A 25,083-nucleotide genomic window follows, 5' to 3' on the forward strand; every position below is an offset into this window, starting at 1 on the left:
TAACCTAATGGAATGAGTAATTTTCGATATGAGTATATTATCAATTTAACAGAATATCTATATCTTCTGCCGATAGAGACGATACAGACAGATTGTGAAGGATCACGGAAAGGATAGAGCGATGAAACTTCTGCATATTGATTCAAGCATCATGAGCGACAAATCCGTTTCCCGCCAGCTGACGGCGGCCATTGTTGAGCGGCTGAAACAGGACAACGGCAGCCTTGATGTCACCTATTATGACCTGGACCGCGAGCCCTTTGCCTATCTCTCCAGCGCTTCCTTCAGCGATGAAACGGAACAGGGCATGGGCGCGCAGACGGTGGAGGAGTTCCTCGCCGCCGATGTGGTGGTGATCGGCGCCCCCATGTATAATTTCTCCATCCCGGCCCAGCTGAAAAGCTGGATCGACCGGGTGGCGGTGGCGGGCAAGACTTTCCACTATACGGAAAACGGCCCCGAGGGCCTGGCCGGCGGCAAGCGGGTGATTGTGGCCTCGACCCGCGGCGGCTATTACGGCGAAGACAGCGGCCTCGCCGCCCTGGATCACCAGGAAAGCTACCTCAAGACGGTATTCGGCTTTTTCGGGATTACCGACGTGGAATTCATCCGCGCCGAGGGCGTGGCCGTCAGCCCGGAAAATGCCGAGCAAGCGATCGCGGCGGCGAAGCAGGACATTGTCAACCTGGCCGCCTGAGCGGAAGGAAAGATGGTGCCGCTGATAGGACTTGAACCTACGACCCACGCATTACGAATGCGTTGCTCTACCAACTGAGCTACAGCGGCCCGGGGTGACTTGCCGGTTTTATGGCCGGTGAAGAAGGGGTGTGGTTCGCGCGAGCGCGAATGACACACCCCGGTTAGCTTCATAACCGGGCGGTAAAATAAGCAGTTTCGAGGGACTGCACAAGAGCAAAAATCAGCCTGTCCGCGCTTTTTTCGTGAGCCGCCGGTCGGCGTTTACTCCACCCACTCAAGCCCGTCGAACTGGTCGCAGTCGGGGCAGTTGGCGGTATAATGCCGGGGCTGGTGGCCGCACTCGGAACAATGCCAGTGACCGTCGCGCTTTGCAGTCAGTGCCTTCTCCAGATATTTCTCGGCTGCGATCTGGTCCTTCTTCTGTTTCTGCTCGAGCCGGGCAAACAGGTTATAGGTCCTGACCGTGGCCCGGTCCTCTTTCACCAGCCGGTCCAGCGCCTGGCGCGCTTCCGGCCAGTGCTGGGCCTCGATGGCCTGGCCGGCGAGCAGCAGCAGGCTTTCGCGGTGGTCGGGATTGAGTTTGATGAACTGCTGCACGCGGCGCAGCCGCTCGGTCGGGCTTTCCATGGGCTCGAGTTCGAGGAACAGCTCGGCCAGTTCCGGCAGGGGATGCTCTTTCCAGGCTTTTTCCAGCACCTTGCGGGCCCGGCCGCCGTCTTTGCGACTGAGCAGGATGCGGGCGGCGAGCTGGGCCGCCGGGGCAAAGGAGGCGTCCTTTTTCTGGGCATCCAGCGCCAGATCGAGGGCGTCGCCGCGCTGGCCGGAGACATCCGCCTCCACACCCTGGACATAGGACAGCAGCGCGTCCAGGTGGGCAACCTCCGCGGCTTCCAGGGCCTTGTTCCTGCGCGCAGTTTTCAGGGTCTCCGACGCCGCTTCCCATTTGCCGTGATGGACCTCGATATCAAACAGTTTCTTGAGGATGCGCCGGTTGGTGGGCGCCAGCGCTGTGAGCTCCCGCGCCAGCGACAGGGCCAGCACATAGTCTTCTTCCTCCATGGCCTCATCGAGCAGGGTGTTGAGGGCATAAGGCGCGGTTTCCGGCTTGGCGCGCAGGTCCTCGAGGATCGCCACCCGGCGCTTTTCCGCCTCAACGTGGCTCAGCAGCAGCAGCGGACCGTTTTCTTCCGGCAGGTCCACTTTGGCATGGCGGGCATGCCTCAGGGCGGCGACTTCATCGCCGAGCGCGAGCGCCGACCAGCCGCGGTCCAGTTCGGCGTGGCCCCGGCGGCGGCGGGCAGCCTGGCGGGCCGGGGAGTTGAACGGATTGACGTTGCGCAGGGCGCGCCAGAAACGGCACAGCAGCCACAGGGCCGCACTGTACAGCAGGCCAATGATCGCCAGAGTGGCGAAGGACATCCTGAGTTCCCAGCTGCGCCAGGTCAGAACCATGTCGCCGGGCTGGGCCACCACCCAGGCGGCGCCGAGCGCAATCAGCACGCCGAGGATAATATAAAAGGTCAGGCGGGTCATAGGCTGGTTTCCTCCGACGTGCTGTCCGTTTTGGCGGCGGGGATGTCGAGCAGGTTCTCACCGGCCACTTTCTCGATCTCGGCCAGGGCCTCGCGGGAGTTGAGCCACAGTTCCGCCTCGAACATCCAGTCCTTCAAAACCTCCTGCACCCGTTTCGGCAGTTTTTCCGCCAGTGCCAGCGCATCTTCGAGGTCGAGGGCGGCGAGATTTTCCTCCAGCCGGCGCAGCAGGGCGTCAAAGGCTTCTCCGGCGGTGGCGTCCTTGTCGCGGATGGTAATCAGGTTGCGGAAGCTGTCCAGCACCTTCTGCCACCAGCCGGCGTCGGCCGTGGTCTGTTCCGCCCGGATCAGGGCCGGGATCAGGCGTTCAAATTTTTCCCTCAGCTCCATGGCATTGGTCAGGCCGGTTTCCGCCCGCCCCTCCAGGGTGCCGAGCGCCTGTTGCAGGGCGCTGTTGTCGGCCAGGCTGGTGCCGGCGAGCAGGTTCTGGAAAGTGGCCAGCTCTTCAGCATAGGCATCGCCAGAGACAACTTTATCCCGGAGCCGGCTCAGGCTGAAGGCCAGCGAGGCGCCGCGATTGCCCTTGGCGGCAAAGGCCTCCACCTGCGCCAGACGACTTTCCAGTTGGCTGAGCAGATCATTCTGACGGCTGTTTTCGGCACTGAGGGCGGCCCGCTCTTCTTCCGCCTGCCGGGCCTCAATCAGGTTCTTGCTCAGGGGCACGAAGGAGGCTTCAAGTTGGCTCATACGACCAAGCAGCATGTCGATGCGGGCCGACTGGGACAGGTCGCCTTCCGTTTTTTCCGCGCTTTTTGCCGCCACCGGCTGTTGTTCCAGTTTTTCAATCCGGCTCAGCAGTTCCGCCGTCGGTTCGGCGCCGCCGGCTTCGGCCAGCTGCTGCAGTTTCAGGTTAAAGCCTCTTGCCCGTTCCTCCAGCGCGGCAATGGCCTGGTCCTGGCGGTCAACCCGGGCTTCGAGATCGCTGAGGGCAGACAGGTCCGGGGTTGCCGCCGGGCTGTGGCCGGTCCACTGGGTGAGGATCGGCAGGCGGCCTTCCAGCCAGGGCAGGAAATAGAGGGTGGCCGCGCCGCCGGCCAGGAACAACAGGATGAGGATCAGAATCCGAAGCGACCAGTTGGCCCTGGCTGCGGATTTTGGAGCCGGTTTGGGCGCTGCAGTTTTTCCCGCGCCCGGTGTGGCGGCTTCCGCGGCGCCGGCTTCCGGTTTCTTGTCCGTTGAGCTCTCCATATCTGGGGAATTGTTCTCGGCCATGGTCAAATTTCCTCAAGCTCTATATTTATTTCCCTGAACAGGCTGTTCTGGTTCGGCTCCGGCGCCACCCGGATTGCCTGCCAGTTCACCGACTGTATCACATCCAGTATGGCAGCACTAAGACAAAGCGCCTTGATCTGGTTCAATGTCTCTTCCCGCCCGGCGGCGCGCACCAGCTCCAGGAAGATCCGCGCCGTGCGCGGCGAGAAAAAGGGGATGGCGTCGATTTTCCCCTGATCCAACATTTCCAGAGTAGTGCCGGAAAGTTGGTTCACTTTTTCCGCCTCATAGAGTACCCAGCGCTCGAGCTCGATGCCAACTTTCTGCAGCAACTTTTTCAACTCGCCGGCGACATGGGTGCCCGCCACATGCAACACTGGCCGGCTGTTGTCCAGCTCGGGATCATTTGCGATCAATTGGGCCAACTTTTCCACATCCCGGCTGCCGGATGTGATGTCGCTGAAGCCGGCCTCGCGGGCTGCCGTTGCGGTGGCCGGACCGACGGCATAGACCGGCAGGATACTGTCGGGAAAATGATGGCGGAAGGCACGCACGCCGTTGGCGCTGGTGAAGATCACCGCCTGATAGCTGGTGGGGTCGGTCGGCGGCTCGAAGGGCCGGCAGCGGACTTCCATCATCGGTTCGATCACCGCCTCATGGTCCCGGGCCTCCAGCAGATGCGCCAGGATGCGGCTGTCGTGCAGGGGGCGTGTCAGCAGGAACCGCATGACCTCAGGCCCCGCCCGCTGCTTTCAGTTTGTCGAAAAAGGCGGGCCCGGCGGCAGCCTTCAGTTTGCGGCCCAGCTCGCGGCCGATCCGCTCTGCCTCACTGGCCGGGCCGTCGAGGCTGTCTTCATACATTTCCGTGCCGTCCAGGTCCAGCAGCCGTCCCTGCAGATGCAGCCGGTCACCGTCGAGGGTGGCGAGGCCGGCAATGGGGGTGCGGCAGGAGCCGTCAAGTTCATTGAGGAAGGCGCGCTCGGCCACTACCCGCTGTTCGGTGGGGGCATGGTTCAGTGGTGCCACCAGGGCGCGGGCGTGGGCGTTATCACTGGCGATCTCGATACAGATGGCGCCCTGGGCGACGGCGGGCAGCAACTCGTCGATGGCCAGCGCATGGACCCGCTCGTCCTCCAGCGCCAGCCGGTTGAGCCCGGCCATGGCCAGATAGGTAGCGTCCACCTCGCCCGCTTCCAGTTTGCGCAACCGGCTCTGCACATTGCCGCGGAAGGTGATCACCTTGAGGTCGGGCCTGAGCGCCAGGGTCTGGGCCTGGCGGCGCAGGGATGCGGTGCCGACCACACTGCCGGCCGGCAGGTCCGACAGGCTGTTGGCCTTGGCGGAGATAAAAGCGTCGCGCTCGTCTTCGCGCTCGAGATAGGCGGCAAGCTCCAGCCCGTCCGGCAGTTCGGTCGGCATATCTTTGAGGCTGTGCACGGCAAGGTCCAGGTCGCCGGCCAGCAAAGCAGTTTCGATTTCTTCGGTGAACAGGCCCTTGCCGCCGATTTCCGCCAGCGGCCTATCAAGGATGCGGTCGCCTTTGGTCGACATGACGACAATCTCGATCTGTTCTTCGCGGAGGTCGGGATGAGCGGCCAGCAGCCGCTCTTTGGTCTCATGGGCCTGGGCCAGGGCAAGCTGGCTGCCCCGTGTGCCGATACGGATGTTTTTCTCTCCAAGCTTTTGTTGCACGGACGGTCCCCGGATGTTAGAGCCTTTTTTCTTGCGGCCAAACGCCTTATATAGGTGTTTGTAGGATATAATCCAAAGCAGTACCAGTGGAAATGGCAATTAATAATCCGGAACATTCCGATCAGAAAATCCCTCTCGTGTTGGGGCTGGAAACCAGTTGTGACGAGACGGCGGCGGCAGTGGTCAGCGGCGACGGCCGCATCCTGTCCAATGTGGTCATGTCCCAGCTCGATGAGCACCGGCCCTACGGCGGCGTGGTGCCGGAAATTGCCGCCCGCTCCCATATCGATCATCTTGACGACATTATTCGTGAGGCGCTGGACAAGGCCGGCGTGAGCTTTGCTGACCTCGATGCGGTGGCGGCCACCTCCGGCCCCGGCCTGATCGGCGGGGTGATGGTCGGGCTGATGACCGGCAAGGCCATTGCCGGGGCCTGCGATATTCCCTTCATGGGCATCAATCACCTTGAGGGCCACGCGCTGTCAGTGCGCCTGACGGAAGAGGTGGCCTTTCCCTATCTGCTGCTGCTGGTTAGTGGCGGCCACTGCCAGATCCAGGTGGTCAAGGGCGTCGGGCAGTATCAGCGGCTCGGCACCACCATTGACGATGCGGCGGGCGAAGCCTTTGACAAGACCGCCAAGCTGCTGGGCTTGGGCTATCCCGGCGGCCCGGCGGTGGAACAGGCCGCCAGACTGGGCACTCCCGGCCGGTTCGATTTGCCGCGGCCGCTCAAGGGCCGGCCCGATTGCAACTTTTCCTTCTCCGGCCTCAAGACCGCGGTGCGCCGCGAGGTGGAGAAACTGGGACAACAGATTACCCAGCAGGATGTCTATGACCTGGCGGCTGATTTCCAGCTGGCGCTGACCGAGGCGATTATCGACCGGGTCTCGCGGGCGCTGGATATTTTCCTTGAACAACATCAGGCGGACCAGCATATTCTGGTGGTGGCGGGCGGCGTTGCCGCCAACAGCTACCTGCGCGAGGGACTGGAGCGTGCCTGCGGCAAGCGCGGCTTTTCCATTGTCGCCCCGCCGCCGGCACTGTGTACCGATAACGGGGCGATGATCGCCTGGGCCGGGGTGGAACGGCTGCGCCTCGGGCAGGTGGATGACCTCTCTGTCGGCGCCCGGGCGCGCTGGCCGCTGGATCCGGACGCCCCGGCCGCCATTGGCGCCGGAGTAAAGGCCTGAAGTTTAAAAATAATAACCATAAAGGACACGTCAGATGGGAAAAATTGCAGTTGTGGGCGCCGGTGCCTGGGGAACCGCTCTGGCCATTACCGCAGCGCGGGCCGGCAACGAGGTCACGATCCGGGCCCGGGAGCCGGAAGTGGTGGCGTCGATCAATGAGCAACGGGAAAACAGCCTGTTCCTGCCCGGTGTGGAGATCCCGTCTAACATTAAAGCAGTCGCCGATTTTGCCGAGCTGGATACCCCGGACTTCCTGCTGATGGTGGCACCGGCCCAGTTTGTCCGCCTCGTCGCGGCCGACCTGTCAAAAACGCTCAAGGAAAGTGTGCCGGTGGTGCTCTGTTCCAAGGGGATCGAACAGTCCAGCGGCAAACTGATCAGTGACGTCATGGCGGAGGTGATGCCCAAGAACCCGCTTGTTGTGTTGTCCGGGCCAAGCTTCGCCCTCGAGGCCGCCAGGGGCCTGCCGACAGCCGTGACCATTGCCTCCAAATACCAGAAACTGGCCCAGTCGCTGGCGGAAGCCATCGGCCAGCCCACCTTCCGGCCCTATCTGTCCCGGGACGTGGTCGGCGCCGAAATCGGCGGCGCGGTCAAGAATGTGTTCGCCATCGCCTGCGGTGTGGTGGCCGGTAAGCAGCTGGGGGAAAACGCCCGGGCGGCGTTGATCACCCGGTCGCTGGCGGAGATGGTCCGTTTCGGCGAAAGCCGCGGCGCCGATCCGGAAACCATGGTTGGCCTCTCCGGCCTTGGCGACCTGATCCTGACCTGTTCCTCGCCCCAGTCCCGCAATATGTCGCTGGGCATGGCCTTGGGCGAAGGCAAGGATATCGCCGAGATTATGAAAAACCGCAAAACCGTGGCCGAGGGCTATTATACCTCGGAAATCCTCTACCGCATCGCCACCGAGGAAAAAATCGATATGCCGGTGGCCAAGGCGGTTTATGATTTGTTGCACGGGGACAAGAAGCTGGATGACGTTATTAGCGAACTGCTCAGCCGTCCCATCAGCAAGGAAGAGATGTTCTGATTAAAAGGAAATTCTTATGCATTTTGTAATCCTGGCCTATGACAAGGCCGACAGCCTGGACCTGCGCATGTCCGTGCGTCCCGATCATCTCGACTATGCGGAGAAATCGGGCGTAGTAAAGTTGGCTGGGCCAATTCTGACTGAAGAAGATGAACCAAAGCCCTGTGGCAGCATGATTGTCGTCGAGGTTCATAACACGGCGGCGGCGGAGAACTTCGCGGCCAATGACCCTTACGCCAAAGCCGGCCTGTTCGACAAGGTGCGGATCCTGCCGTTTAATCCGGTACTGGGGACCTGGCTCGAAAAGTGATGTCAGACGTCAAAGAGTTCGACATCTATCTCCGTGACGTTGCCAATGGGCCGGGCGCCGGTGCGGTGCTCTGTGCCCTGGCGGACATTGAAGACGGCAAGGGCCGGGAGTTCAGATATGGCACCGACAAGGAGCCGTTCGAGTTCTTTGTCTATCGTCGCGGGGGCGAGATTTTTGCCTACCAGAATGCCTGCCCGCATATGTATGTGCCGCTGAACCTGAAAGAGGGGGTGTTCACGGAAAAAAGCGGGCAATACTTCCTGTGCAATTTCCACGGCGCCCTGTTCCAGGTGGAAGATGGCCTGTGCATGGCCGGTCCCTGTCGCGGCCGGTCCCTGCAGTCGGTGGCGGTCGGTCTGGAAGACGGCAGGATTATCGTGCTGTGATCATCTTTTTGTGAAGTGGTTGATCGGCTTCTATGGGACGCCAGATAAAGTCGACAGCAGTTAATTACTTTAAAGGAGCATCCCATGATCGACCTCTATACAGCGGCCACCCCCAACGGCTACAAGATTTCCATCGCGCTGGAGGAACTCGGACTGCCCTACACCGTCCACAAGCTGGACTTCAACAGGAACGAGCAAAAATCGCCGGACTATCTGAAAATCAATCCCAACGGCCGCGTGCCGGCGATCATCGACCGGGGCAATGACGACCTGACGATTTTTGAGTCCGGCGCCATCCTGCTTTATCTGGCGGAAAAGACCGGCAAACTGATACCAGCCGACACCAAGGGTCGTTATGACGTCATCCAGTGGCTGATGTTCCAGATGGGCGGCATCGGCCCCATGCAGGGCCAGGCCAATGTGTTCTTCCGTTATTTCCCGGAAAAGATCCAGCCGGCCATCGACCGCTACCAGAAGGAGGTGCTCCGCCTGTACGGTGTTCTGGAAGGGCAGCTTGAGGGCAAGGATTATATCTGCGGCGAGCTCAGCATCGCCGATATCGCCACCTGGCCGTGGGTGCGCGGTTATGCCTGGGCCGGGCTGGAAATCGACGATTTTCCCAATCTCAAGGCCTGGCTACATCGGCTAGAGGAGCGTCCGTCCTTTGCCAAGGGGGTCACGATCCCGCCTCGGGCCGAGCAGGCGGAAACCCTCAAAACCGGCGCTAATATGATTGTGAAGTAAGGAGTAGACATGCAGTGTATCGCCGACCTGCCCGTTTTGTGGAACGGCCCGGAAAAAGCGGAAACCCTGGTGATCCTGGCGCACGGGGCCGGGGCGCCTATGGACAGTCCGTTCATGGACTATTTCGCCGAGAAGCTGGCCGACAGGGGCCTGCGGGTGCTGCGCTTTGAATTTCCCTATATGGCCGAGCGGCGGGAGAGCGGCAAGAAACGTCCGCCGGACCGCCAGCCGAAACTATTGACGTCATGGCGTGAGATTTATGAAGGCGCTGGATTTCAAGGGAAAATCTTTATCGGCGGCAAGAGCATGGGCGGGCGCATGGCGAGCCTGATCGCCGATGAGCTTGCCCCCGCCGGCCTGATCTGTCTCGGTTATCCCTTCTATGCGCCCGGCAAAGCGGACAAGCCGCGTACCGAACATCTGGAACGCCTCAACACCCCGGCCCTGATCCTGCAGGGGGAACGGGACAGCATGGGCAACCGGGAAGCGGTCGAAAGCTATAACCTGTCGGGTCAGATTTCGATCGAGTGGCTGCCGGACGGTAACCATGACCTGGTGCCGCGCAAGGCCAGCGGCCTTACGGCGGAGCAGAATTGGGATGCGGCCATAGCGAAAATCGCCGACTTCACGTCTCGCTGAGAAACTCTTTTGTTTTTTGAATGGCCTCGGCGAGGCCGATCCGCTCCACTTCCACCCCTTCCGGAAAGGCGCTTAACAGCCGCGACGGGGTGGCGCCGTCCAGCATGACAAAGACGCCCTTGTCGCTTTGCCGCCGGATCAGTCGCCCGTAGGCCTGCTTGAGGCGCAACCGGGTGATCAGGTCGTCATAGGCCTGGCCGCCGAAGCGCTTGCGCCGGGCTTTGTGCAGTAGGGTCGGGCGCGGCCAGGGCACCTTGTCAAACACACACAGCCTGAGCGACGGTCCCGGCACATCCATGCCGTCGCGCACGGCGTCAGTGCCGAGCAGGCAGCTGTGTTCCACCTCGCGGAAAATATCCACCAGGGTCGCCACATTGATCGGATCAATATGCTGGGCATAAAGCGGCAGGCCGGCTTCCTCCAAAGGCCCGGCCAGGCGCTGGTATACGCCGCGCAGCCGGCTGATGGCGGTAAACAGGCCGAGCGCGCCGCCGTCAGCGGCGAGGAACAGTTCCCGATAGGCCGCCGCCAGCTGGTTGAGATCGCGCTTGTTCATGTCATTGACGATGAAGATGCGGCTCTGGGCCGGATAGTCAAACGGGGAATTCAGGCTCTGGCGCAGCGGCGGGCTGATCAGGTGGGCGGCGCCGGTCCGCACCTCGGCGGTATGCCATTCCACATCGGGATTGTGGTTTTCGGTCAGCCGGTCCCGCAGCGTCGCCGAGGTGATCATAGTCCCCTGCGCGCTTTTCAGCACCGTGCCGGCAAAGGGCAGGCTCGGGTCGACCCAGTGGCGGTAGTAGCCGACATTGACTTCCCGGCCATGGGCGCGTTCCAGTTCGAACCAGTCAACGAATTCCTGATCCGGGTCGCTGTGGCCCGCCAGTACGTCCAGCATGGGGATCCAGCCGAATTCCACCGTTTCCCGGCGGCGGCTGATACTCTGGGCGAGCGATTCCAGCCGGTTGCGCTCCGCACTGTCCAGCTCGTCCGCCTCCTGGTCCAGTTTTTTCAGCAGCCGGGCGCTTAAAGCTTTCATGGGCGCGACCAGGGCCTTTAAAGCTGTCAGCAGTTCCCCGGCCGCTTCCTGCAATCCCTCCACCGGCGGCAGCGGCGGGCATTCGATGGAATGATACTCTTCCTTGCCGGCGGTGCGGGCGTAAAGCTGCTGGCGCACGCGGGCGAGGAAGTTTTCCGCCGGACCGAACGGGGTGCCGTCAATCAGCCGGCCGTGCCAGCCGTCGGCGGGCAGGCAGCGGGCGGTATGGATCACTTCCTGCAGCAGGCTCCGCGCCTCGTCATCCCCGGCAATCAGCTCGTCAAGCCGGCCTTCCAGGCCCCGGCCGCGGCGTTTGGAATTTTCCGCGCCCCTGATCCAGCGCCTGAGATCCAGGCCCTCCTGCCCCGAGAGATGGGCGGCGAAAGCGCTGTCGGCGGCATCGAACAGGTGATGGCCCTCGTCAAAAATGTAACGGGTCGGCAATTCCGGGTCGTGCGCGGTCTCAATTTTGCCGTCCTTGCTGATCGCCGCCCGGGTCGCGGCCTGGATCATCACCAGGGCATGGTTGGCAATCACCAGCGACGCCTTGCGGGAGCGGCGGCGGGATTTTTCAATAAAACACTTTTTATAATGGGCGCAGGCGGCATAGATGCATTCGCCGCGCCGGTCAGTAAGTTGGCTTAAGCGACTTTGCCCGAAATGCTCGCCCAGCCAGCTGGGGAAATCGCCGCCGATCATGTCGCCGTCGCGGCTGTAGCGGGCCCAGCGCTGTACCAGCCCTATGAGGATGCGGCCCTCGTGCTGTATCGGCGACTGGGCGAGCTCCTGCAGGTTCAGCAGGCACAGGTAATTTTCCCGCCCCTTGCGGATCACCGCCTTGCGCGCTTTCTTAACCGGGTCGGGATAGAGCCGGTCCAGTTCCTGGTCCAGTTGCCGCTGCAGGTTCTTGGTATAGGTGGAAATCCACACCGTACCGTCATTCTTTTCCGCCCACAGGCTGGCCGGGGCGATATAACCCAGGGTCTTGCCAATACCGGTGCCGGCTTCGGCCAGCACCACCACCGGCTCGTCGGCCGTTTCCGGCGGATCAAAGGTGCGCGCCGCCAGCGCGGTATAGTCCCGCTGGCTGTCGCGCTGCTCGGCGTCCTTGCCAATAAGTTGGCTCAGACGATCAAGCGCTTCGTCTTTGCCCACCGGCAGGCTGTCCGGCGGTGGCGGCGGCGCTTCTTCCTCCCATTCCGGCAGATGGTCCCACACCTGCCAGGGACCTACTTCAGAGCTTTGCAGGGCGCCGAGGATCAGCGGACCCCAGCTCCAGCCTGCGTCGGCCATTTGCCGGGCCTGGGCCAGCAGGCCTTCGGGATAGGGATAGCCGGGGGCGGTGATTTCCGCGATCAAGCGCCGCGCCGCCTCGATCAGGATCAGGCCTTCCTCTTCCGGGCTACGGTCCTTGATGTCAATTTTTAGGGCGGCGGCCAGACCGCGGGGCAGCGGCAGGCAGAATTGCGCCGGGCGGACGAAGGCAAACAGCTCGAGCACATCCAGCGCCTTCTGGCCAACCATGCCGAGCCGGCGGCCGACCACCGGCCGGTTGCAGATCAGGTAGCTTTGCGCCCGGATCTTGCGCCGGAGCGCGCCATGCTCCAGTTCCTCCACCTCCCCGTCCGGTGAGATGATGATCCCATGGGTCGGGCCTGCCACCAGTGCGCCGGTACGCTCGAGTACCTCTTGAGGCGGGGGAAATGACATCAGGCTGTCGGTCATGGAGTCTCGGGCAATCGTCTTTTGCGTGAATGTTCTTCTTTTGTTTCAATCACTATAGACAGGATTGAAGACGGGCAAAAGCTTTTTAGCGAAGAATGTCGGGGATTGCCACTTTTTCCCGTGATCGGGAGCAGGCGACGGTTGACGCGGACGGTGCTTGGCCTTATGAAGCCTTCAGTTTACAGTATGTTTTCACGATCTGAACAAAGGTTTCGACCCATGACCGCATCACCGGAAGTTATCGCCCAAGCCCTTGAGAGCAAAGCCTGGCCGTTCCAGGAAGCTGAGAAGCTGGTGAAGCGGCTGGAGAAGACCGGCACGGACAAAGGCTATGTGCTGTTTGAGACCGGCTATGGCCCCAGCGGCCTGCCGCATATCGGCACCTTCGGCGAAGTGGCCCGCACCACCATGGTGCGCAAGGCCTTCGAATTGATGTCCGACGTGCCCACCAAGCTGATCGCCTTTTCCGATGACATGGACGGTTTCCGCAAGGTGCCGAGCAATCTGCCCAACCAGGACATGCTGCAGGACTATCTCGGCATGCCGCTGACCAAGGTGCCGGATCCGTTCGGCACTCATGAAAGCTTTGCCCACCACAACAATGACCGGCTGTGCAAATTCCTCGACGGCTTCGGCTTCGACTATGAATTCAAAAGCGCGACCGAAGCCTATACCGGCGGGGAGATGGACGAAACCCTGCTCAAGATGCTGGCCAACTACGACAAGATCATGAAAGTGATGCTGCCGACCCTGGGTGAAGAGCGGCAGAAGACTTACAGCCCGTTCCTGCCGGTCTGCCCGCGCAGCGGCCGTGTGCTGCAGGTGCCGCTGGTGGAGCGCAATGTGGAGGCCGGCACCATCGTTTACAGGGACGAGGAAACCGGCGAGCTGGTGGAAGTGCCGGTCACCGGCGGTCATTGCAAGGCGCAGTGGAAAGCGGACTGGGCCATGCGCTGGGTGGCGCTCGGCGTCGATTATGAAATGTCCGGCAAGGACCTCTATGAGAGCGTCAAGCTGTCGAGCATCATCGCCCGGATCCTCGGCAGCACCCCGCCGGAAGGCTTCAACTATGAACTGTTCCTGGATGAAAACGGCCAGAAGATCTCCAAATCCAAGGGCAACGGCCTGACCATGGAGGAATGGCTGCAGTACGGTACCCCGGAAAGCCTGGCGCTCTATATGTACCAGGCCCCGCGCAAGGCCAAGAAGCTCTATTTTGACGTCATCCCCAAGGCGGTGGACGACTATCTGGCGTTCCTGGCCAAGTTCCGCGAGCAGGAGGGCAAGGAAAAATTCGCCAATCCGATCTGGCACCTGCATGGCGACAATCCGCCGGCAGAGGATGTGCCGGTGACATTCTCCCTGCTCCTGAACCTGGTCAGCGCCAGCAACGCCCATGACAAGGAAACACTGTGGGGCTATATCAATGCCTATGCGCCGGAAGCCAGCGGCAGGGAGCATCCCTTGCTCGACAAGCTGGTCGGCTATGCGCTGGTCTACTACGAGAATTTCGTCAAGCCGACCAAAGACTACCGGGCGCCGACCGATGAAGAGGTAAAAGCTCTGGAAGACCTGATTTGCGAACTGGAAAAATTGCCGGAACATGCGGAAGCCGGCGACTACCAGACCGCGGTCTTTACGGTAGGCAAGGCCCATAGCTATGAAAACCTGCGGGAATGGTTCCAGGCGCTGTATGAAATTCTTCTGGGCCAGAAACAGGGACCGCGTATGGGATCCTTCATCGCGCTTTACGGCCGGGAAGAGACGGTAAGGCTGGTACGGCAGGCGATTGACAACAGGGGGCTTAGTTAAAAAACCTGACTCTGCGAATTAACAGTTTCGCCTAGTACAATAGGACTATTATGGTTTTTTCTTCTTGCATTGCGGAATCAGGGGTGTTAGTTCAGGATTAAATTTCTTGGGGGCTAGGCTGCTGGCCGGAAGTACAGGATCCTTTCAAATTGCTGAGATATGATCACAATCTTGTCACGATCTGTTTTTATTCTTGCAGAAATTTTAATTGGTATCGATGTCCCCAGATAGTTAAGGCGCTTGTTAACAGCCCGTTAACTTAAAAAGGTTAGTGTCTGCCTAGCTTGAAAAGAATGAGGAAGTAATGTTGGGTCTAACATATAAGAGATTCTGGAAGCGGATTATCGATATACTGGGGGCGGCTACGCTTCTGGTTTTGTTATTTCCGGCGTTACTGATTATTGCTTTGGCGGTGCGGATAAAACTGGGCCCTTCGATTTTGTTCAGGCAGGAACGGCTTGGCCTGAATGGACGCACCTTCAAAATCTATAAATTCCGCAGCATGACCAATGAGCGTGACGAAAACGGCGCTCTGCTGGAGGATCAGCACCGGCTGACCAAATTCGGCAAATTGCTTCGTGACTGGAGCCTGGATGAACTGCCGCAATTGTGGAATGTGCTGATCGGCGATATGGGATTGATCGGTCCCCGGCCCTTCATTGCGGAATATGCCTCCCGCTATACCACTGAACAGATGCGTCGCCATGAAGTCCGTCCCGGCATCAGCGGCTGGGCCCAGGTCACCGGCCGCAACTCCATCAGCTGGAACCAGAAGTTCATCCTTGATGTCTGGTATGTGGATCATTGCAGCTTCCTGGTGGACCTCAAGATCCTTCTCATGACGCTTCCGGTGGTGCTGAACCGGACCGGCATTTCTGCCGAGAACCATGTGACCATGCCCAAATGGACCGGCTCCGGTGATGAGGCGGAAGAAAAGGTTCTGTCCGAGTAATAAAGCGCAAGCTTTTGATTATGTCGAAGCCGCATTTCCTGTTGGAATGCGGCTTTTTTAATGCGGGGGACCATAGATGAGAATTTTCAATTCGAAAAAGATAGGTATCTATAAAAGAGTTATTTGGACACTTAGTTGTTGTCTGCTGGTTTCAACATGTACAAGCATAGCTTCTAAGGATGCTGAAGAGGAAAGCACCGCAAGGCCAAAAATTCCAATCTTAGGGCAATATATTCAAATCAAGAGCTATCGATTAGAGAACGAATTACCTGTACGAATTAATTTCTCGATCAAAAACTCTTCTATGAGAACCATTTGCCTATATCGGTCGTTGTTTGAATCTAACCACACTTTTTTGTATGACTTGCTAGTTAGACGTAGTGCTGGCGAGCTTTTGCCTAAGAACCCAATAGGCTATATTGATGAGATGCCACCCAGCCTTTTAGCTTTAAAGCCTGGGGAAGTTCGGACTGGTTCTTTAATAGTTGGGCGATATTCCTCCCTTGGTTATAGAGATAGTCTACAAGCCAATTTTCGAGTTTTTGGTCAGTATTGCGAACACGATGTAGAGTATATGGAGAAACCGGAATTCATTATAGAGTCAGGCTGGTTCGACCTAAAAGATCCGGAGCAATAACATAGGATACATCAATTTGTTCTGCCGGGTACGGGGCAAAAAAACAGGCCCGTTTCCGGGCCTGTTTCTGTAAAGGGTTATTCCTGTGCCGAATAGATCAGCTTTTCACCACCCGGTCGATAAATTCGTCGATCTCCTGGCTCATGGCCTGGCTTTCGTTCACCAGGGAGGCCGCGGCGTCGAGGACCTGCTGGGCGCCTTCGCCCACTTCGGCAGAGGACTTGTGGACACCGGAAATATTCCGGGACACACTTTCCGTATCCTTGGCGGTCTGGGAAATGGTTTTGGCAATCTCATTGGTGGCCTCGCCCTGTTGCTCCACCGATGTGGAGATCGAGGTGGCGATATTATGCATGCCATCGATGGTTTTGCGGATGTTCTCGATGGCAATGACGGCATCGCCGGTGGAATTCTGCATTTCGGAAATCTGCGAGGTGATTTCCTCGGTGGCGCTGGCGGTCTGGTTGGCCAGGTTTTTCACTTCAGAGGCGACAACAGCGAACCCCTTGCCGGCTTCCCCGGCCCGGGCCGCCTCGATGGTGGCATTGAGCGCCAGCAGGTTGGTCTGGCCGGCGATGTCGCTGATCAGCTTGACCACATCGCCGATGCGCGAAGAAGCTTCTGCGAGGGTTTGTACGGTGGTGTTGGTACGATCTGCTTCGGTGACAGCACTTTCTGACATTTGCGAAGATTCCTTTACTTGACGGCTGATTTCCAGAATGGACTGGGACAGCTCTTCCGCGGCGCGGGAAGCGGTCTGTACATTCTGTGTGGCATTTTCAATCCCGTGGGAAGCGGAGTTTGATTCCTGGCTTGCCGAGCCGGCTGTGCTGGACATCTGGCGTGCCGTCTGCTCCATGTTGCTGGAGGCATTGGCGACCAGGCCGGCCATTTGACGGACGCGCTCGGACAGATGCATCTGTTCGGACATATTTTCCCAGATGACCATATTGCCCATATAAGTGCCCTGCTCGCTGCTGATGGCAGAGATATTCAGTTTCAGAGTAACGTTGCCCAGTTTGACCAGCTTGACGGCCGGCAGGTTGGCCGGGTTTGACATCTGCTGGCGGAACTGGTCCCGGTCATTGTCCAGTGCAGCCAGGTCGGTCCCGACCAGGCTGGCGGAGTCAAACGGCAGGAGATGGCCAAGTTCCGAGAGGGCATGCTCGCAGGCCTTGTTCACATAATTGATGATGCCGGTGCCCGGATCACACAAAATGACGTTGGCCGGCATATTTTCGATCATGGCGGTCAGTTTTGCCGCATGGTCGCCGGTGTTTTTCTGCTTGGTGATTACATGCCAGGTCGCAAGCAGCTCCCCGGTCGGCTGGCCGCCGGCCTGGATCGGCGTGATCAGGATATCGAGATATTCCTCACCGATCCTGACGGTTTCGCGCAACGGGAAGCTGGCCGGATCGGTCATCAGGTCCCGCGGCGCGCCCATGTTGCCGAACAGAATATCCAGGGAGCGGCCGACCAGGTCGTTCCCCGTTGCCGGCAGGATGTGTTGCATCTCCCGGGAGGTCTGCTGGCATTTGCTGTTACAATATTTGATTTCCAGGCTGTCGGCGTCGCAAATCATAAGATTGACCAGCATGGATTCAATCCAGTGCATGGTGTCTCGCGTGCCTGTGTTCCCCTGCCTTAATTCTGTGGGCGTACCAGTTGTCCGGCCGGCATCCTCTTTTGTTTTGAACTTCGAAAGCATCCTAGTTCCTCGCAACTATATTTTACTATTATCTAATATTTATTGTAGTTAACTGATCATATTTAACCGAGGTGAATTAACTTTCCGTAAATGATAATTTTCGTCATTAAACTTTTACAAAATACAACATAAAGCTTTCTTTATATAAAAGATGTGTTATATGGTTGTGTGGAATATGTGAACTCAGGAGAACTTCAGGTGTCCCGTAAGAATTACTTGTTTACCAGCGAATCCGTTTCGGAAGGTCATCCGGACAAGGTCGCCGATTATATTTCAGATTCCATTCTGGACCGGTTCCTCAGCGAGGCGCCTGAATCCCGCGTGGCGCTGGAAACGCTGGTGACAACGAACCAGGTGGTTCTTGCCGGCGAAGTCCGGGGCCCGGACAGCATTGATGCGAAAGCCATGGAACAGGTTGCCCGTGATGCGGTGCGCCGGATTGGTTACGAGCAGGAGGGGTTCCATTGGCAGAATATGAAGGTGGATTGTTATGTGCATGAACAGTCCGCTGATATTGCCGTCGGTGTGGATGCGGCCGGCAACAAGGATGAAGGCGCCGGGGACCAGGGAATCATGTTCGGCTACGCCACCAATGAAACGGAAGCGCTGATGCCGGCGCCGATCTATTATGCCCACCGGATCCTGCGCTCCCTGGCCGAGGCGCGCCACAGCGGAGAATCGCCGGAACTGGAACCGGATTCAAAAAGCCAGGTCACTCTGCGTTATGAAGACGGTGTGCCGGTCGGCGCCAGCTCGGTTGTGGTGTCCACCCAGCATGGCGCTGAGGTGAGTCAGGAGAGGGTCCACGAAATTGTCCGCGCCCACATTGAAAAATGCCTGCCGGACGGCTGGATGTGCCCTGATGAGGGACTCTATATCAATCCCACCGGCATCTTCGTGATCGGCGGCCCGGACGGCGACGCCGGTCTGACCGGCCGCAAGATCATTGTCGATACCTACGGCGGAGCCGCCCCCCATGGCGGCGGTGCCTTTTCCGGCAAGGACCCGACCAAGGTGGACCGGTCCGCGGCCTATGCGGCCCGTTACCTGGCCAAGAATGTGGTGGCGGCCGGCCTGGCCGAGCGCTGCACGATCCAGCTGTCCTACGCCATTGGTGTCTCGAAACCCCTGTCGCTTTATGTGGACTTCCACCAGACCGGTGAAGTGGATGCGGCCCGGCTGGAAAAAATCCTCAAGGATGTGATGGACCTGAGCCCGCGCGGGATCCGCCAGCATCTGGCGCTGAACAAGCCGATCTATGCCCGCACGGCGGCCTATGGTCATTTTGGACGCCAGCCCGAAGCAGACGGCGGTTTTTCCTGGGAAAAGACCGATCTGGTGGACGAACTGAAAAATCTTTTCTAGCCGCTGTTTGCCGTGGACAGGCCGCAAGCCTGTCGCTATATGAGAGCCATGCGAAATCTGGAAAATATCCAAAGCAGCCGGATTTACGGCCGGCGTCACGGCAAGCCCCTGAAGCCGGCGAGCCAGGAACGTCTCGACCGGCTGCTGCCTGACCTTGAAATCATCCTGCCGGAAGCGGAGGAGGAACGGTTTCACCCGTCTGTATTTTTCGACAATGCCGGAAAAAGCAATTTCGGAAGCTACGCCCTGGAAATAGGCTTTGGCAAGGGCGAGCACCTGGCCTGGCAGGCCAGGGCCAATCCGGAGCGCGGGTTTATCGGCTGCGAGCCTTTCATCAATGGCGTCTCGGGACTGGTGGACAAGGTGGCTGAGGCCGGACTGGAAAATATCCGGGTCTATATGGATGACGCCCGGCTGCTGATGGACCGTCTCGAGGAAGGCTGCCTCGACCAGGCCTATATCCTGTTTCCCGATCCCTGGCCGAAAAGCCGCCATCACAAGCGCCGGGTGGTCAATGACGGCAACATCAGGGAGCTGGCCCGCATTCTCAAAGATGGCGCCCGCCTGCACATCGCCACCGACCATCGCGGTTACTGCCGCTGGATCCTGTCCCACATGCTGGCCAGCCCGGACTTTGTCTGGCTGGACAGGGGGCCTGGTGACTGGCATGAGCGGGGCGAAGGCTGGCCGCCGACTCGCTACGAGACGAAAGCGCTCGAGCAGGGACGTCGAAGCACCTACCTGCGATTTGAACGCCGTCCGCGAAAGGCTTGAACTTCCGCCGGTTTCTCGCCGGTGGGCCCGGGAAAAAGCTCTTGAAGTTCCGTTATTTTCAGCTATATATATAGCATCCGAATCACTTGAGATTATTTTAGGTGCGGGCAAGTGGATCACTGCCTGCATTTTTATTTTCGGGAATTGTTTGTTGGCGGGACCGCTTTTGATCCCAAGGTAAGTCCCCGACCAGGGACGGAAAGAATACAAGAGGAAAATGGCGACCGCTTTGACGGACAGGATAACAAAACTGGTTGAACCGGTGGCATCGGCTCTGGGGTACGAGCTGGTCCGGGTGGCCATGATGGGAGGCCCCTACGGCGGGACGGTTCTGCAGATCATGGCGGAACGGCCGGACGGGACCATGCTGGTGGAAGACTGTGAGAAACTCAGTCGGGAACTGTCGGTTATCCTGGATGTGGAAGATCCGATCTCCGGTGAATATACGCTGGAGGTAAGTTCGCCCGGTGTTGACCGGCCGCTGACCCGGAAAAAGGATTTTGCGACCTGGGCCGGACATGTGGCCAAGTTCGAGCTTTCCGAAGCGGTGGACGGACGACGCAGGTTCAAAGGCATGTTGCTCGGGATTGAGGATGATGTAATCCGGGTGGATGTGGAAGGCGAAACGCTGGAATTTGATTTTGGAAATGTGCACAAGGCGAAACTTGTGCTGACGGATGAATTGCTCAAAAAGGCCGGGTCCGGGACCAACGGCTGAACGGGCAGGTACAAAGATATTACGGTGAAGAAAAGAGCCCTGCGAGGGGTAAATCGGAGTTCAAGGAATGACAACGGCTGTAAGCGCAAACCGGCTTGAATTGTTGCAGATCGCGGATGCGGTGGCACGGGAAAAGAATATTGATCGCGATATCGTGCTTGAAGCGATGGAAGAGGCGATCCAGAAAGCCGCCCGTTCCCGCTATGGGGCCGAGAATGAGATCAAGGCCTATATTGATAAGAAAACCGGCGACATAAAATTGTACCGGGTGCTGCAGGTGGTCGATGACGTGGAAAATCATTCCACCGAGATCAGTGTGGAAGATGCCCGTGCCTCCAAGCCGGATGCCGAAGTTGGTGATGTCCTGGCTGACGAGCTGCCGCCGATGGACTTCGGTCGCGTCGCCGCCCAGACTGCCAAGCAGGTGATTGTCCAGAAAGTGCGTGACGCCGAACGGGCCCGCCAGTACGAGGAATTCAAGGACCGTATGGGCGAGATCGTCAGCGGTGTGGTCAAGCGTGTGGAATATGGCAATGTCATCGTTGATGTGGGCCACGCCGAAGCCATCATCCGCCGCGACCAGCTGATTCCCCGCGAACATATCCGCACCGGCGAACGGGTCCGTGCCTATATCGCCGATGTGCGTCGTGAGCCGCGCGGGCCGCAGATATTCCTGTCCCGTACCCATCCGGATTTTATGGCCAAGCTGTTTGCCCAGGAGGTGCCGGAAATCTATGACGGCGTCATTGAGGTCAAGGCGGTCAGCCGCGACCCGGGGAGCCGGGCGAAAATCGCCGTCAACAGCAACGATCCGGCCATCGATCCGGTCGGCGCCTGTGTCGGTATGCGCGGCAGCCGCGTGCAGGCGGTGGTGAACGAACTGCAGGGTGAAAAAATCGACATTATCCAGTGGTCCCCCGACATTGGCACCTTCATCATTGCCGCCCTGGCGCCGGCAGAGGTGTCCAAGGTGGTGCTGGATGAAGAAAAAGAACGTATCGATGTGGTGGTGCCGGAAGATCAGCTGAGCCTGGCCATCGGCCGCCGCGGCCAGAATGTGCGCCTGGCGTCCCAGCTTGTGGACTGGCAGGTGGACATCATGACCGAGGCTGATGAGTCCGAGCGTCGCCAGGCTGAATATAAACAGCGCGCCGAGCTGTTTGTCGATGCCCTGGATGTGGATGACACCCTGGCCCTGCTGCTGGTCTCCGAAGGTTTCCGCAACCTGGACGAAGTCGCCTATGTGGCGCCTGACGAATTTGCCGGCATTGAAGGGTTCGATGCGGAACTGGTTGAAGAGCTGCAGAACCGTGCCCGCGAGGCGCTGGCTGTGGCCGCTGAAAAAGCGGAAAGCGAGCGCGTCGAGCTTGGCGTTACCGACGAACTGGCCGCCGTTGAGGGCCTGACGGCGCCGATGCTGGTGACCCTGGGCAAGGCCGGCGTCAAAACCCTGGACGACCTGGGTGACCTGGCCGCTGACGAGCTGACCAGCAGCGAGGACGGGATCCTGCGCGAGTACGGCATGAGCGCGGACCAGGCCAATGAGATCATCATGGCTGCCCGCGCTCACTGGTTCGAGGATGAAGAAGGCGAAGAGGCTGAAGAAGCCGCGGAAGCTTCAGAAGGCGGCGAGGAGCCGGCTGAGAGTTAAGCGGCCGGAGGCTGGACAGAGCTGTGGCTAAGGCGGTTCGGGAAAGAAAATGCCTGGTAACGGGTGAGGTGCTGCCTTCCGAAAGGATGATACGGTTTGTCCTCGGGCCGGAGAATGTCATTGTCCCGGATCTGGCGGCCAGGCTGCCCGGACGGGGATGCTGGCTGAAGGCGGACCGGAAGTTGCTGGACCGGGCGGTCGACAAAAAGCTGTTTGTCCGCTTTGGTCACAAAGCCATGGACCGGCCGGGCCAGGTGCAGGTGCCCGACGGATTGGCCGACCAGGTGGAGCAGCTGATGCGGAAAAGATGCCTCGAGCATCTGGCGCTGTGCAACCGCGCGGGTCAGTTGGTCGGCGGATTTGAGAAAGTCCGCAGCCGTCTGGAAAACGGCAAAAGCCACGTGGTGGTTATGGCCTCGGATGTTGCGGCGGGCAGTCGCGATAAATTATGCCGGGGCATTGAAAATATTCGGGTAATTGATATTTTTACCCGCGAAGAGTTAAGCCGGGCGATGGGCCTGGAGAATGCAGTACATCTGGCAGTGTTGCCGGGTGGAATGTCGGAAGGATTTTTAAGGGAGACGGATCGATATCTGTCCTGGCTTGGAAATCCGGAAGATCAGTGATTTAAGGCGAAAAAAGAATGAGTGACGATAAAGGCAAAAAGAAAACACTGTCGACCTCGGGGCGGAAAACACTCCAGTTGAAACCTTCAACTGCGGCTCCGGCGCGCGGCAGCGGCGGAGTCGTTGTTCAGCGCAAGAAGAAACTGGTCCTCAAGCCGGGTGAAACTGCGGCGCCGGCGGCGGAAACATCCAAAGCGGCCCCGGTGGTCAGGAAGGAAGCCAAAAAGGCAGCCAAGCCTGCGGCCGAAACCCCGTCGACGGCTGACCTGACGCTGACTGACAGCGAACGGGAAGCCCGCCTGAAGGCGCTTGACCTGGCCAAGAAAGCCAGCGAACAGAAGGCCAGGGAAGAAGCGGAAGCTGCCAAGAAGCGGGCAGTCCTCGAGGCGGCGCGGGCCAAGGAAGCGGAAGAAGCCAAAAAGGCCGAGGCCGCCAAGCCGGCGCCGAAAGCGACCGAGAAATCCAAGGCGGAAGCAGACGCCGAGGAACAGGAAAAAGAGAAAAAGCGCCAGGCTGAGCTGGAGCTGAAGCGCAAAAAAGAAGAAGAAGCCCGCAAGAAAGCCGAAGAAGAAGAGAAACAAGCCGCGGCCAAGCCGGTGCTGAAGCCTGCAGCCAAGCCGGCTGAGGCCGAGCAGGAAGCCGCCAGGCCTGCTCTCAAACCGTCCCGCGGGCGTGGCGACCAGCGTCGCCGTAGCGGAAAAATGACAGTTAATCAGGCGCTTACCGGTGGGGACGAAACCCGCCAGCGGTCCCTGGCGTCGCTGAAACGCGCCCAGGCCAAGCACAAGCGCACCCTGGGCCCGGCCAAACCGGCGCAAAAAGTTTACCGCGAGGTGACTGTCCCTGACTTTATCACGGTCCAGGAACTGGCCAACCGTATGACGGAAAAGGGTTCCGACATCATCAAGGCCCTGATGAAAATGGGCGTGATGGCGACCATCAACCAGACCATCGACCAGGATACGGCAGAACTGATTGTCGAGGAATTCGGCCATACCATCAAGCGTGTCAGTGAATCTGACGTCGAACTGGAGCTGACGGGTCCCGAGGACAAGGAAGAGGATCTGAAATCCCGGGCGCCGGTGGTGACCGTCATGGGCCATGTGGACCACGGCAAGACCTCGATCCTGGATGCCCTGCGTAAAACCGATGTGGCGGCCGGTGAGGCCGGTGGCATTACCCAGCATATCGGCGCCTATCAGGTGCAGATGCCGGGTGGCGAGCGGATCACCTTCCTGGATACCCCGGGCCACGCCGCCTTCTCGGCCATGCGTTCCCGCGGCGCCCAGGTGACCGACATTGTTATCCTTGTGGTGGCGGCTGATGACAGCATCATGCCCCAGACCATCGAGGCCATCAGCCATGCCAAGGCGGCCGAGGTGCCGATTATCGTGGCGATCAATAAATGCGACAAACCGGAAGCCAACCCCACCAAGGTGCGTCAGGACCTGCTGCAGCACGAAGTGTTTGTCGAGGAAATGGGCGGCGACGTGCTTGATGTGGAAGTTTCCGCCAAACAGGGCACCAACCTGGACAAACTGGAGGAAGCGATCCTGCTGCAGGCCGAGCTTCTTGACCTCAAGGCCAACCCGGACCGGGCGGCTGAAGGTATTGTTGTCGAAGCCAAGCTGGACAAGGGCCGCGGTCCCGTGGCCACGGTTCTGGTCAACCGCGGCACCCTGAAAGTGGGCGATATTTTCGTGGCCGGGTCCGAATGGGGCCGGGTCCGCGCCCTGGTCAACGACAAAGGGCAGCAGATTCAGAGCGCCGGCCCGTCCGTGCCGGTGGAAATCCTCGGCCTGAACGGCACGCCTGAGGCCGGTGACGAGGTTGTGGTTGTGGAAAACGAGGCCCGGGCCCGCGACGTGACTGACTTCCGTATTCGCCAGAAGAAAGAAAAACAGTCCACTATGCCGAAAGCCAGCCTGGAGGCCATGTTCAGCAAACTGGCCGAAAAGGAAGTGGCTTCCGTGCCGGTCCTGATCAAGGCCGACGTGCAGGGATCCGTGGAGGCCATTACCGGCGCCCTGGAAAACCTGTCCACCGAAGAGGTGACGGCACGTATCCTGCATTCGGCGGTGGGCGGTATTTCCGAAACCGACGTCCAGCTGGCGGCCGCCTCCGAGGCGCCGATCCTGGCCTTTAACGTGCGTGCCAGCCGCAAGGCGGCCGACCTGGCCCAGCAGGAAGGCGTGGAAATCCGCTATTACTCGGTGATCTATGACCTTGTCGATGACATGAAAGCGGTCATGTCCGGCATGCTGGCGCCTGAACTGAGGGAAAATATCATCGGTACGGCCGAGATCCTGGAAGTCTTCTCCGCCGGCAAGGCGGGCAAGGCGGCCGGCTGCCTGGTCATCGACGGGGTTATGAAACGCGGCGCCAAGGCGCGGCTGCTCCGGGACGACATTGTCGTCTACGAAGGTGACCTGGGCTCCCTGCGTCGTTTCAAGGATGACGTCAAGGAAGTCAAGGCCGGGACGGAATGCGGTATGAACTTCGAAAACTACAATGACCTCAAGAAAGGCGATGTCATTGAATGTTATGAAGTCGAGGAAATCAGCCGCGAACTCTGATAACTG

The 25,083-nt window shown here is 59.4% G+C and carries 22 protein-coding genes and 1 tRNA gene; 16 read left to right on the top strand and 7 right to left on the bottom strand.

Features of this window, described 5'->3' with window-relative positions:
* The first annotated feature begins 121 nt into the window (after window positions 1-121).
* The gene (locus FIV46_RS04420; RefSeq protein ID WP_139938825.1) at window positions 122-697 is read left to right on the top strand and encodes an FMN-dependent NADH-azoreductase; all 576 of its coding nucleotides are present in this window, start codon (window positions 122-124) and stop codon (window positions 695-697) included.
* 13 nt (window positions 698-710) lie between these two features.
* Here the strand turns inward: FIV46_RS04420 and FIV46_RS04425 are convergent.
* The 5 genes from FIV46_RS04425 to hemC form a co-directional block, all read right to left on the bottom strand.
* A tRNA-Thr gene (locus FIV46_RS04425) sits at window positions 711-786 on the bottom strand.
* 174 nt (window positions 787-960) lie between these two features.
* The gene (locus FIV46_RS04430; protein WP_139938827.1) at window positions 961-2,232 is read right to left on the bottom strand and encodes a heme biosynthesis HemY N-terminal domain-containing protein; all 1,272 of its coding nucleotides are present in this window, start codon (window positions 2,230-2,232) and stop codon (window positions 961-963) included.
* A complete protein-coding gene (locus FIV46_RS04435) occupies window positions 2,229-3,503 on the bottom strand; it encodes a COG4223 family protein (RefSeq protein WP_139938829.1) in 1,275 nt (424 codons plus the stop codon). The genes FIV46_RS04430 and FIV46_RS04435 overlap by 4 nt, the downstream gene beginning before the upstream one ends.
* A gap of 2 nt (window positions 3,504-3,505) precedes the next feature.
* Entirely contained in the window at window positions 3,506-4,231 is a 726-nt protein-coding gene (locus FIV46_RS04440; protein WP_139938831.1) for a uroporphyrinogen-III synthase, read from the bottom strand.
* Window positions 4,232-4,235: 4 nt separating this feature from the next.
* Window positions 4,236-5,195 (bottom strand): hydroxymethylbilane synthase, encoded by a 960-nt coding sequence (gene hemC, locus FIV46_RS04445; protein WP_219845877.1) that lies wholly within the window; start codon window positions 5,193-5,195, stop codon window positions 4,236-4,238.
* A 92-nt stretch (window positions 5,196-5,287) separates the two neighbouring features.
* On the opposite strand from hemC, the gene tsaD reads away from it, so the two are divergent.
* The 6 genes from tsaD to FIV46_RS04475 all read left to right on the top strand — a co-directional run bounded on the left by tsaD (window position 5,288) and on the right by FIV46_RS04475 (window position 9,494).
* Entirely contained in the window at window positions 5,288-6,385 is a 1,098-nt protein-coding gene (gene tsaD / locus FIV46_RS04450) for a tRNA (adenosine(37)-N6)-threonylcarbamoyltransferase complex transferase subunit TsaD (RefSeq protein WP_139938832.1), read from the top strand.
* A gap of 34 nt (window positions 6,386-6,419) precedes the next feature.
* Complete coding sequence (locus FIV46_RS04455; protein WP_139938834.1) at window positions 6,420-7,415, top strand: NAD(P)H-dependent glycerol-3-phosphate dehydrogenase; 996 nt, start codon at window positions 6,420-6,422, stop codon at window positions 7,413-7,415.
* A gap of 16 nt (window positions 7,416-7,431) precedes the next feature.
* Window positions 7,432-7,725, top strand: a complete 294-nt coding sequence (locus tag FIV46_RS04460; RefSeq protein ID WP_139938836.1) for a YciI family protein — start codon at window positions 7,432-7,434, stop codon at window positions 7,723-7,725.
* Window positions 7,725-8,111, top strand: coding sequence for a Rieske (2Fe-2S) protein (locus FIV46_RS04465; RefSeq protein ID WP_139938838.1), 387 nt, complete (start codon window positions 7,725-7,727; stop codon window positions 8,109-8,111). The genes FIV46_RS04460 and FIV46_RS04465 overlap by 1 nt, the downstream gene beginning before the upstream one ends.
* 84 nt (window positions 8,112-8,195) lie before the next feature.
* Window positions 8,196-8,855, top strand: coding sequence for a glutathione S-transferase family protein (locus FIV46_RS04470; protein ID WP_139938840.1), 660 nt, complete (start codon window positions 8,196-8,198; stop codon window positions 8,853-8,855).
* Between the two features lie 9 nt (window positions 8,856-8,864).
* Window positions 8,865-9,494, top strand: a complete 630-nt coding sequence (locus FIV46_RS04475) for an alpha/beta family hydrolase (RefSeq protein ID WP_139938842.1) — start codon at window positions 8,865-8,867, stop codon at window positions 9,492-9,494.
* On the opposite strand, the gene FIV46_RS04480 is transcribed toward FIV46_RS04475, so the two are convergent.
* A complete protein-coding gene (locus FIV46_RS04480) occupies window positions 9,481-12,258 on the bottom strand; it encodes an ATP-dependent DNA helicase (protein WP_219845878.1) in 2,778 nt (925 codons plus the stop codon). The two genes, FIV46_RS04475 and FIV46_RS04480, sit on opposite strands and share 14 nt — an antisense overlap.
* A gap of 219 nt (window positions 12,259-12,477) precedes the next feature.
* Between FIV46_RS04480 and FIV46_RS04485 the strand changes: the two genes are divergently transcribed.
* From FIV46_RS04485 to FIV46_RS04495, 3 genes are all read left to right on the top strand, one after another.
* On the top strand, window positions 12,478-14,070 hold the full coding sequence (locus tag FIV46_RS04485) for a lysine--tRNA ligase (RefSeq protein ID WP_139938844.1): 1,593 nt from the start codon (window positions 12,478-12,480) through the stop codon (window positions 14,068-14,070).
* Window positions 14,071-14,374: 304 nt separating this feature from the next.
* Window positions 14,375-15,022, top strand: a complete 648-nt coding sequence (locus tag FIV46_RS04490) for a sugar transferase (RefSeq protein ID WP_139938846.1) — start codon at window positions 14,375-14,377, stop codon at window positions 15,020-15,022.
* A gap of 76 nt (window positions 15,023-15,098) precedes the next feature.
* Window positions 15,099-15,659: a hypothetical protein gene (locus FIV46_RS04495; RefSeq protein ID WP_139938848.1), complete on the top strand. Its 561-nt coding sequence runs from the start codon at window positions 15,099-15,101 to the stop codon at window positions 15,657-15,659.
* A gap of 97 nt (window positions 15,660-15,756) precedes the next feature.
* Here FIV46_RS04495 and FIV46_RS04500 read toward each other — a convergent pair whose 3' ends face one another.
* The gene (locus FIV46_RS04500) at window positions 15,757-17,274 is read right to left on the bottom strand and encodes a methyl-accepting chemotaxis protein (protein ID WP_181163051.1); all 1,518 of its coding nucleotides are present in this window, start codon (window positions 17,272-17,274) and stop codon (window positions 15,757-15,759) included.
* Between the two features lie 291 nt (window positions 17,275-17,565).
* On the opposite strand from FIV46_RS04500, the gene metK reads away from it, so the two are divergent.
* The 6 genes from metK (at window position 17,566) to infB (ending at window position 25,077) form a co-directional block, all read left to right on the top strand.
* Window positions 17,566-18,732, top strand: coding sequence for a methionine adenosyltransferase (metK, locus tag FIV46_RS04505; RefSeq protein ID WP_139938852.1), 1,167 nt, complete (start codon window positions 17,566-17,568; stop codon window positions 18,730-18,732).
* A 48-nt stretch (window positions 18,733-18,780) separates the two neighbouring features.
* Complete coding sequence (trmB, locus tag FIV46_RS04510) at window positions 18,781-19,506, top strand: tRNA (guanosine(46)-N7)-methyltransferase TrmB (protein WP_139938854.1); 726 nt, start codon at window positions 18,781-18,783, stop codon at window positions 19,504-19,506.
* A 217-nt stretch (window positions 19,507-19,723) separates the two neighbouring features.
* A complete protein-coding gene (gene rimP / locus FIV46_RS04515; RefSeq protein ID WP_139938856.1) occupies window positions 19,724-20,224 on the top strand; it encodes a ribosome maturation factor RimP in 501 nt (166 codons plus the stop codon).
* A 67-nt stretch (window positions 20,225-20,291) separates the two neighbouring features.
* Entirely contained in the window at window positions 20,292-21,875 is a 1,584-nt protein-coding gene (nusA, locus tag FIV46_RS04520; RefSeq protein ID WP_139938858.1) for a transcription termination factor NusA, read from the top strand.
* 23 nt (window positions 21,876-21,898) lie between these two features.
* Entirely contained in the window at window positions 21,899-22,501 is a 603-nt protein-coding gene (locus tag FIV46_RS04525; RefSeq protein ID WP_181163052.1) for an RNA-binding protein, read from the top strand.
* A 17-nt stretch (window positions 22,502-22,518) separates the two neighbouring features.
* The gene (gene infB, locus FIV46_RS04530; RefSeq protein ID WP_139938862.1) at window positions 22,519-25,077 is read left to right on the top strand and encodes a translation initiation factor IF-2; all 2,559 of its coding nucleotides are present in this window, start codon (window positions 22,519-22,521) and stop codon (window positions 25,075-25,077) included.
* The last annotated feature ends 6 nt before the right edge of the window (window positions 25,078-25,083 follow it).

It is taken from the genome of Emcibacter nanhaiensis, assembly GCF_006385175.1.
Lineage (GTDB): Bacteria > Pseudomonadota > Alphaproteobacteria > Sphingomonadales > Emcibacteraceae > Emcibacter > Emcibacter nanhaiensis.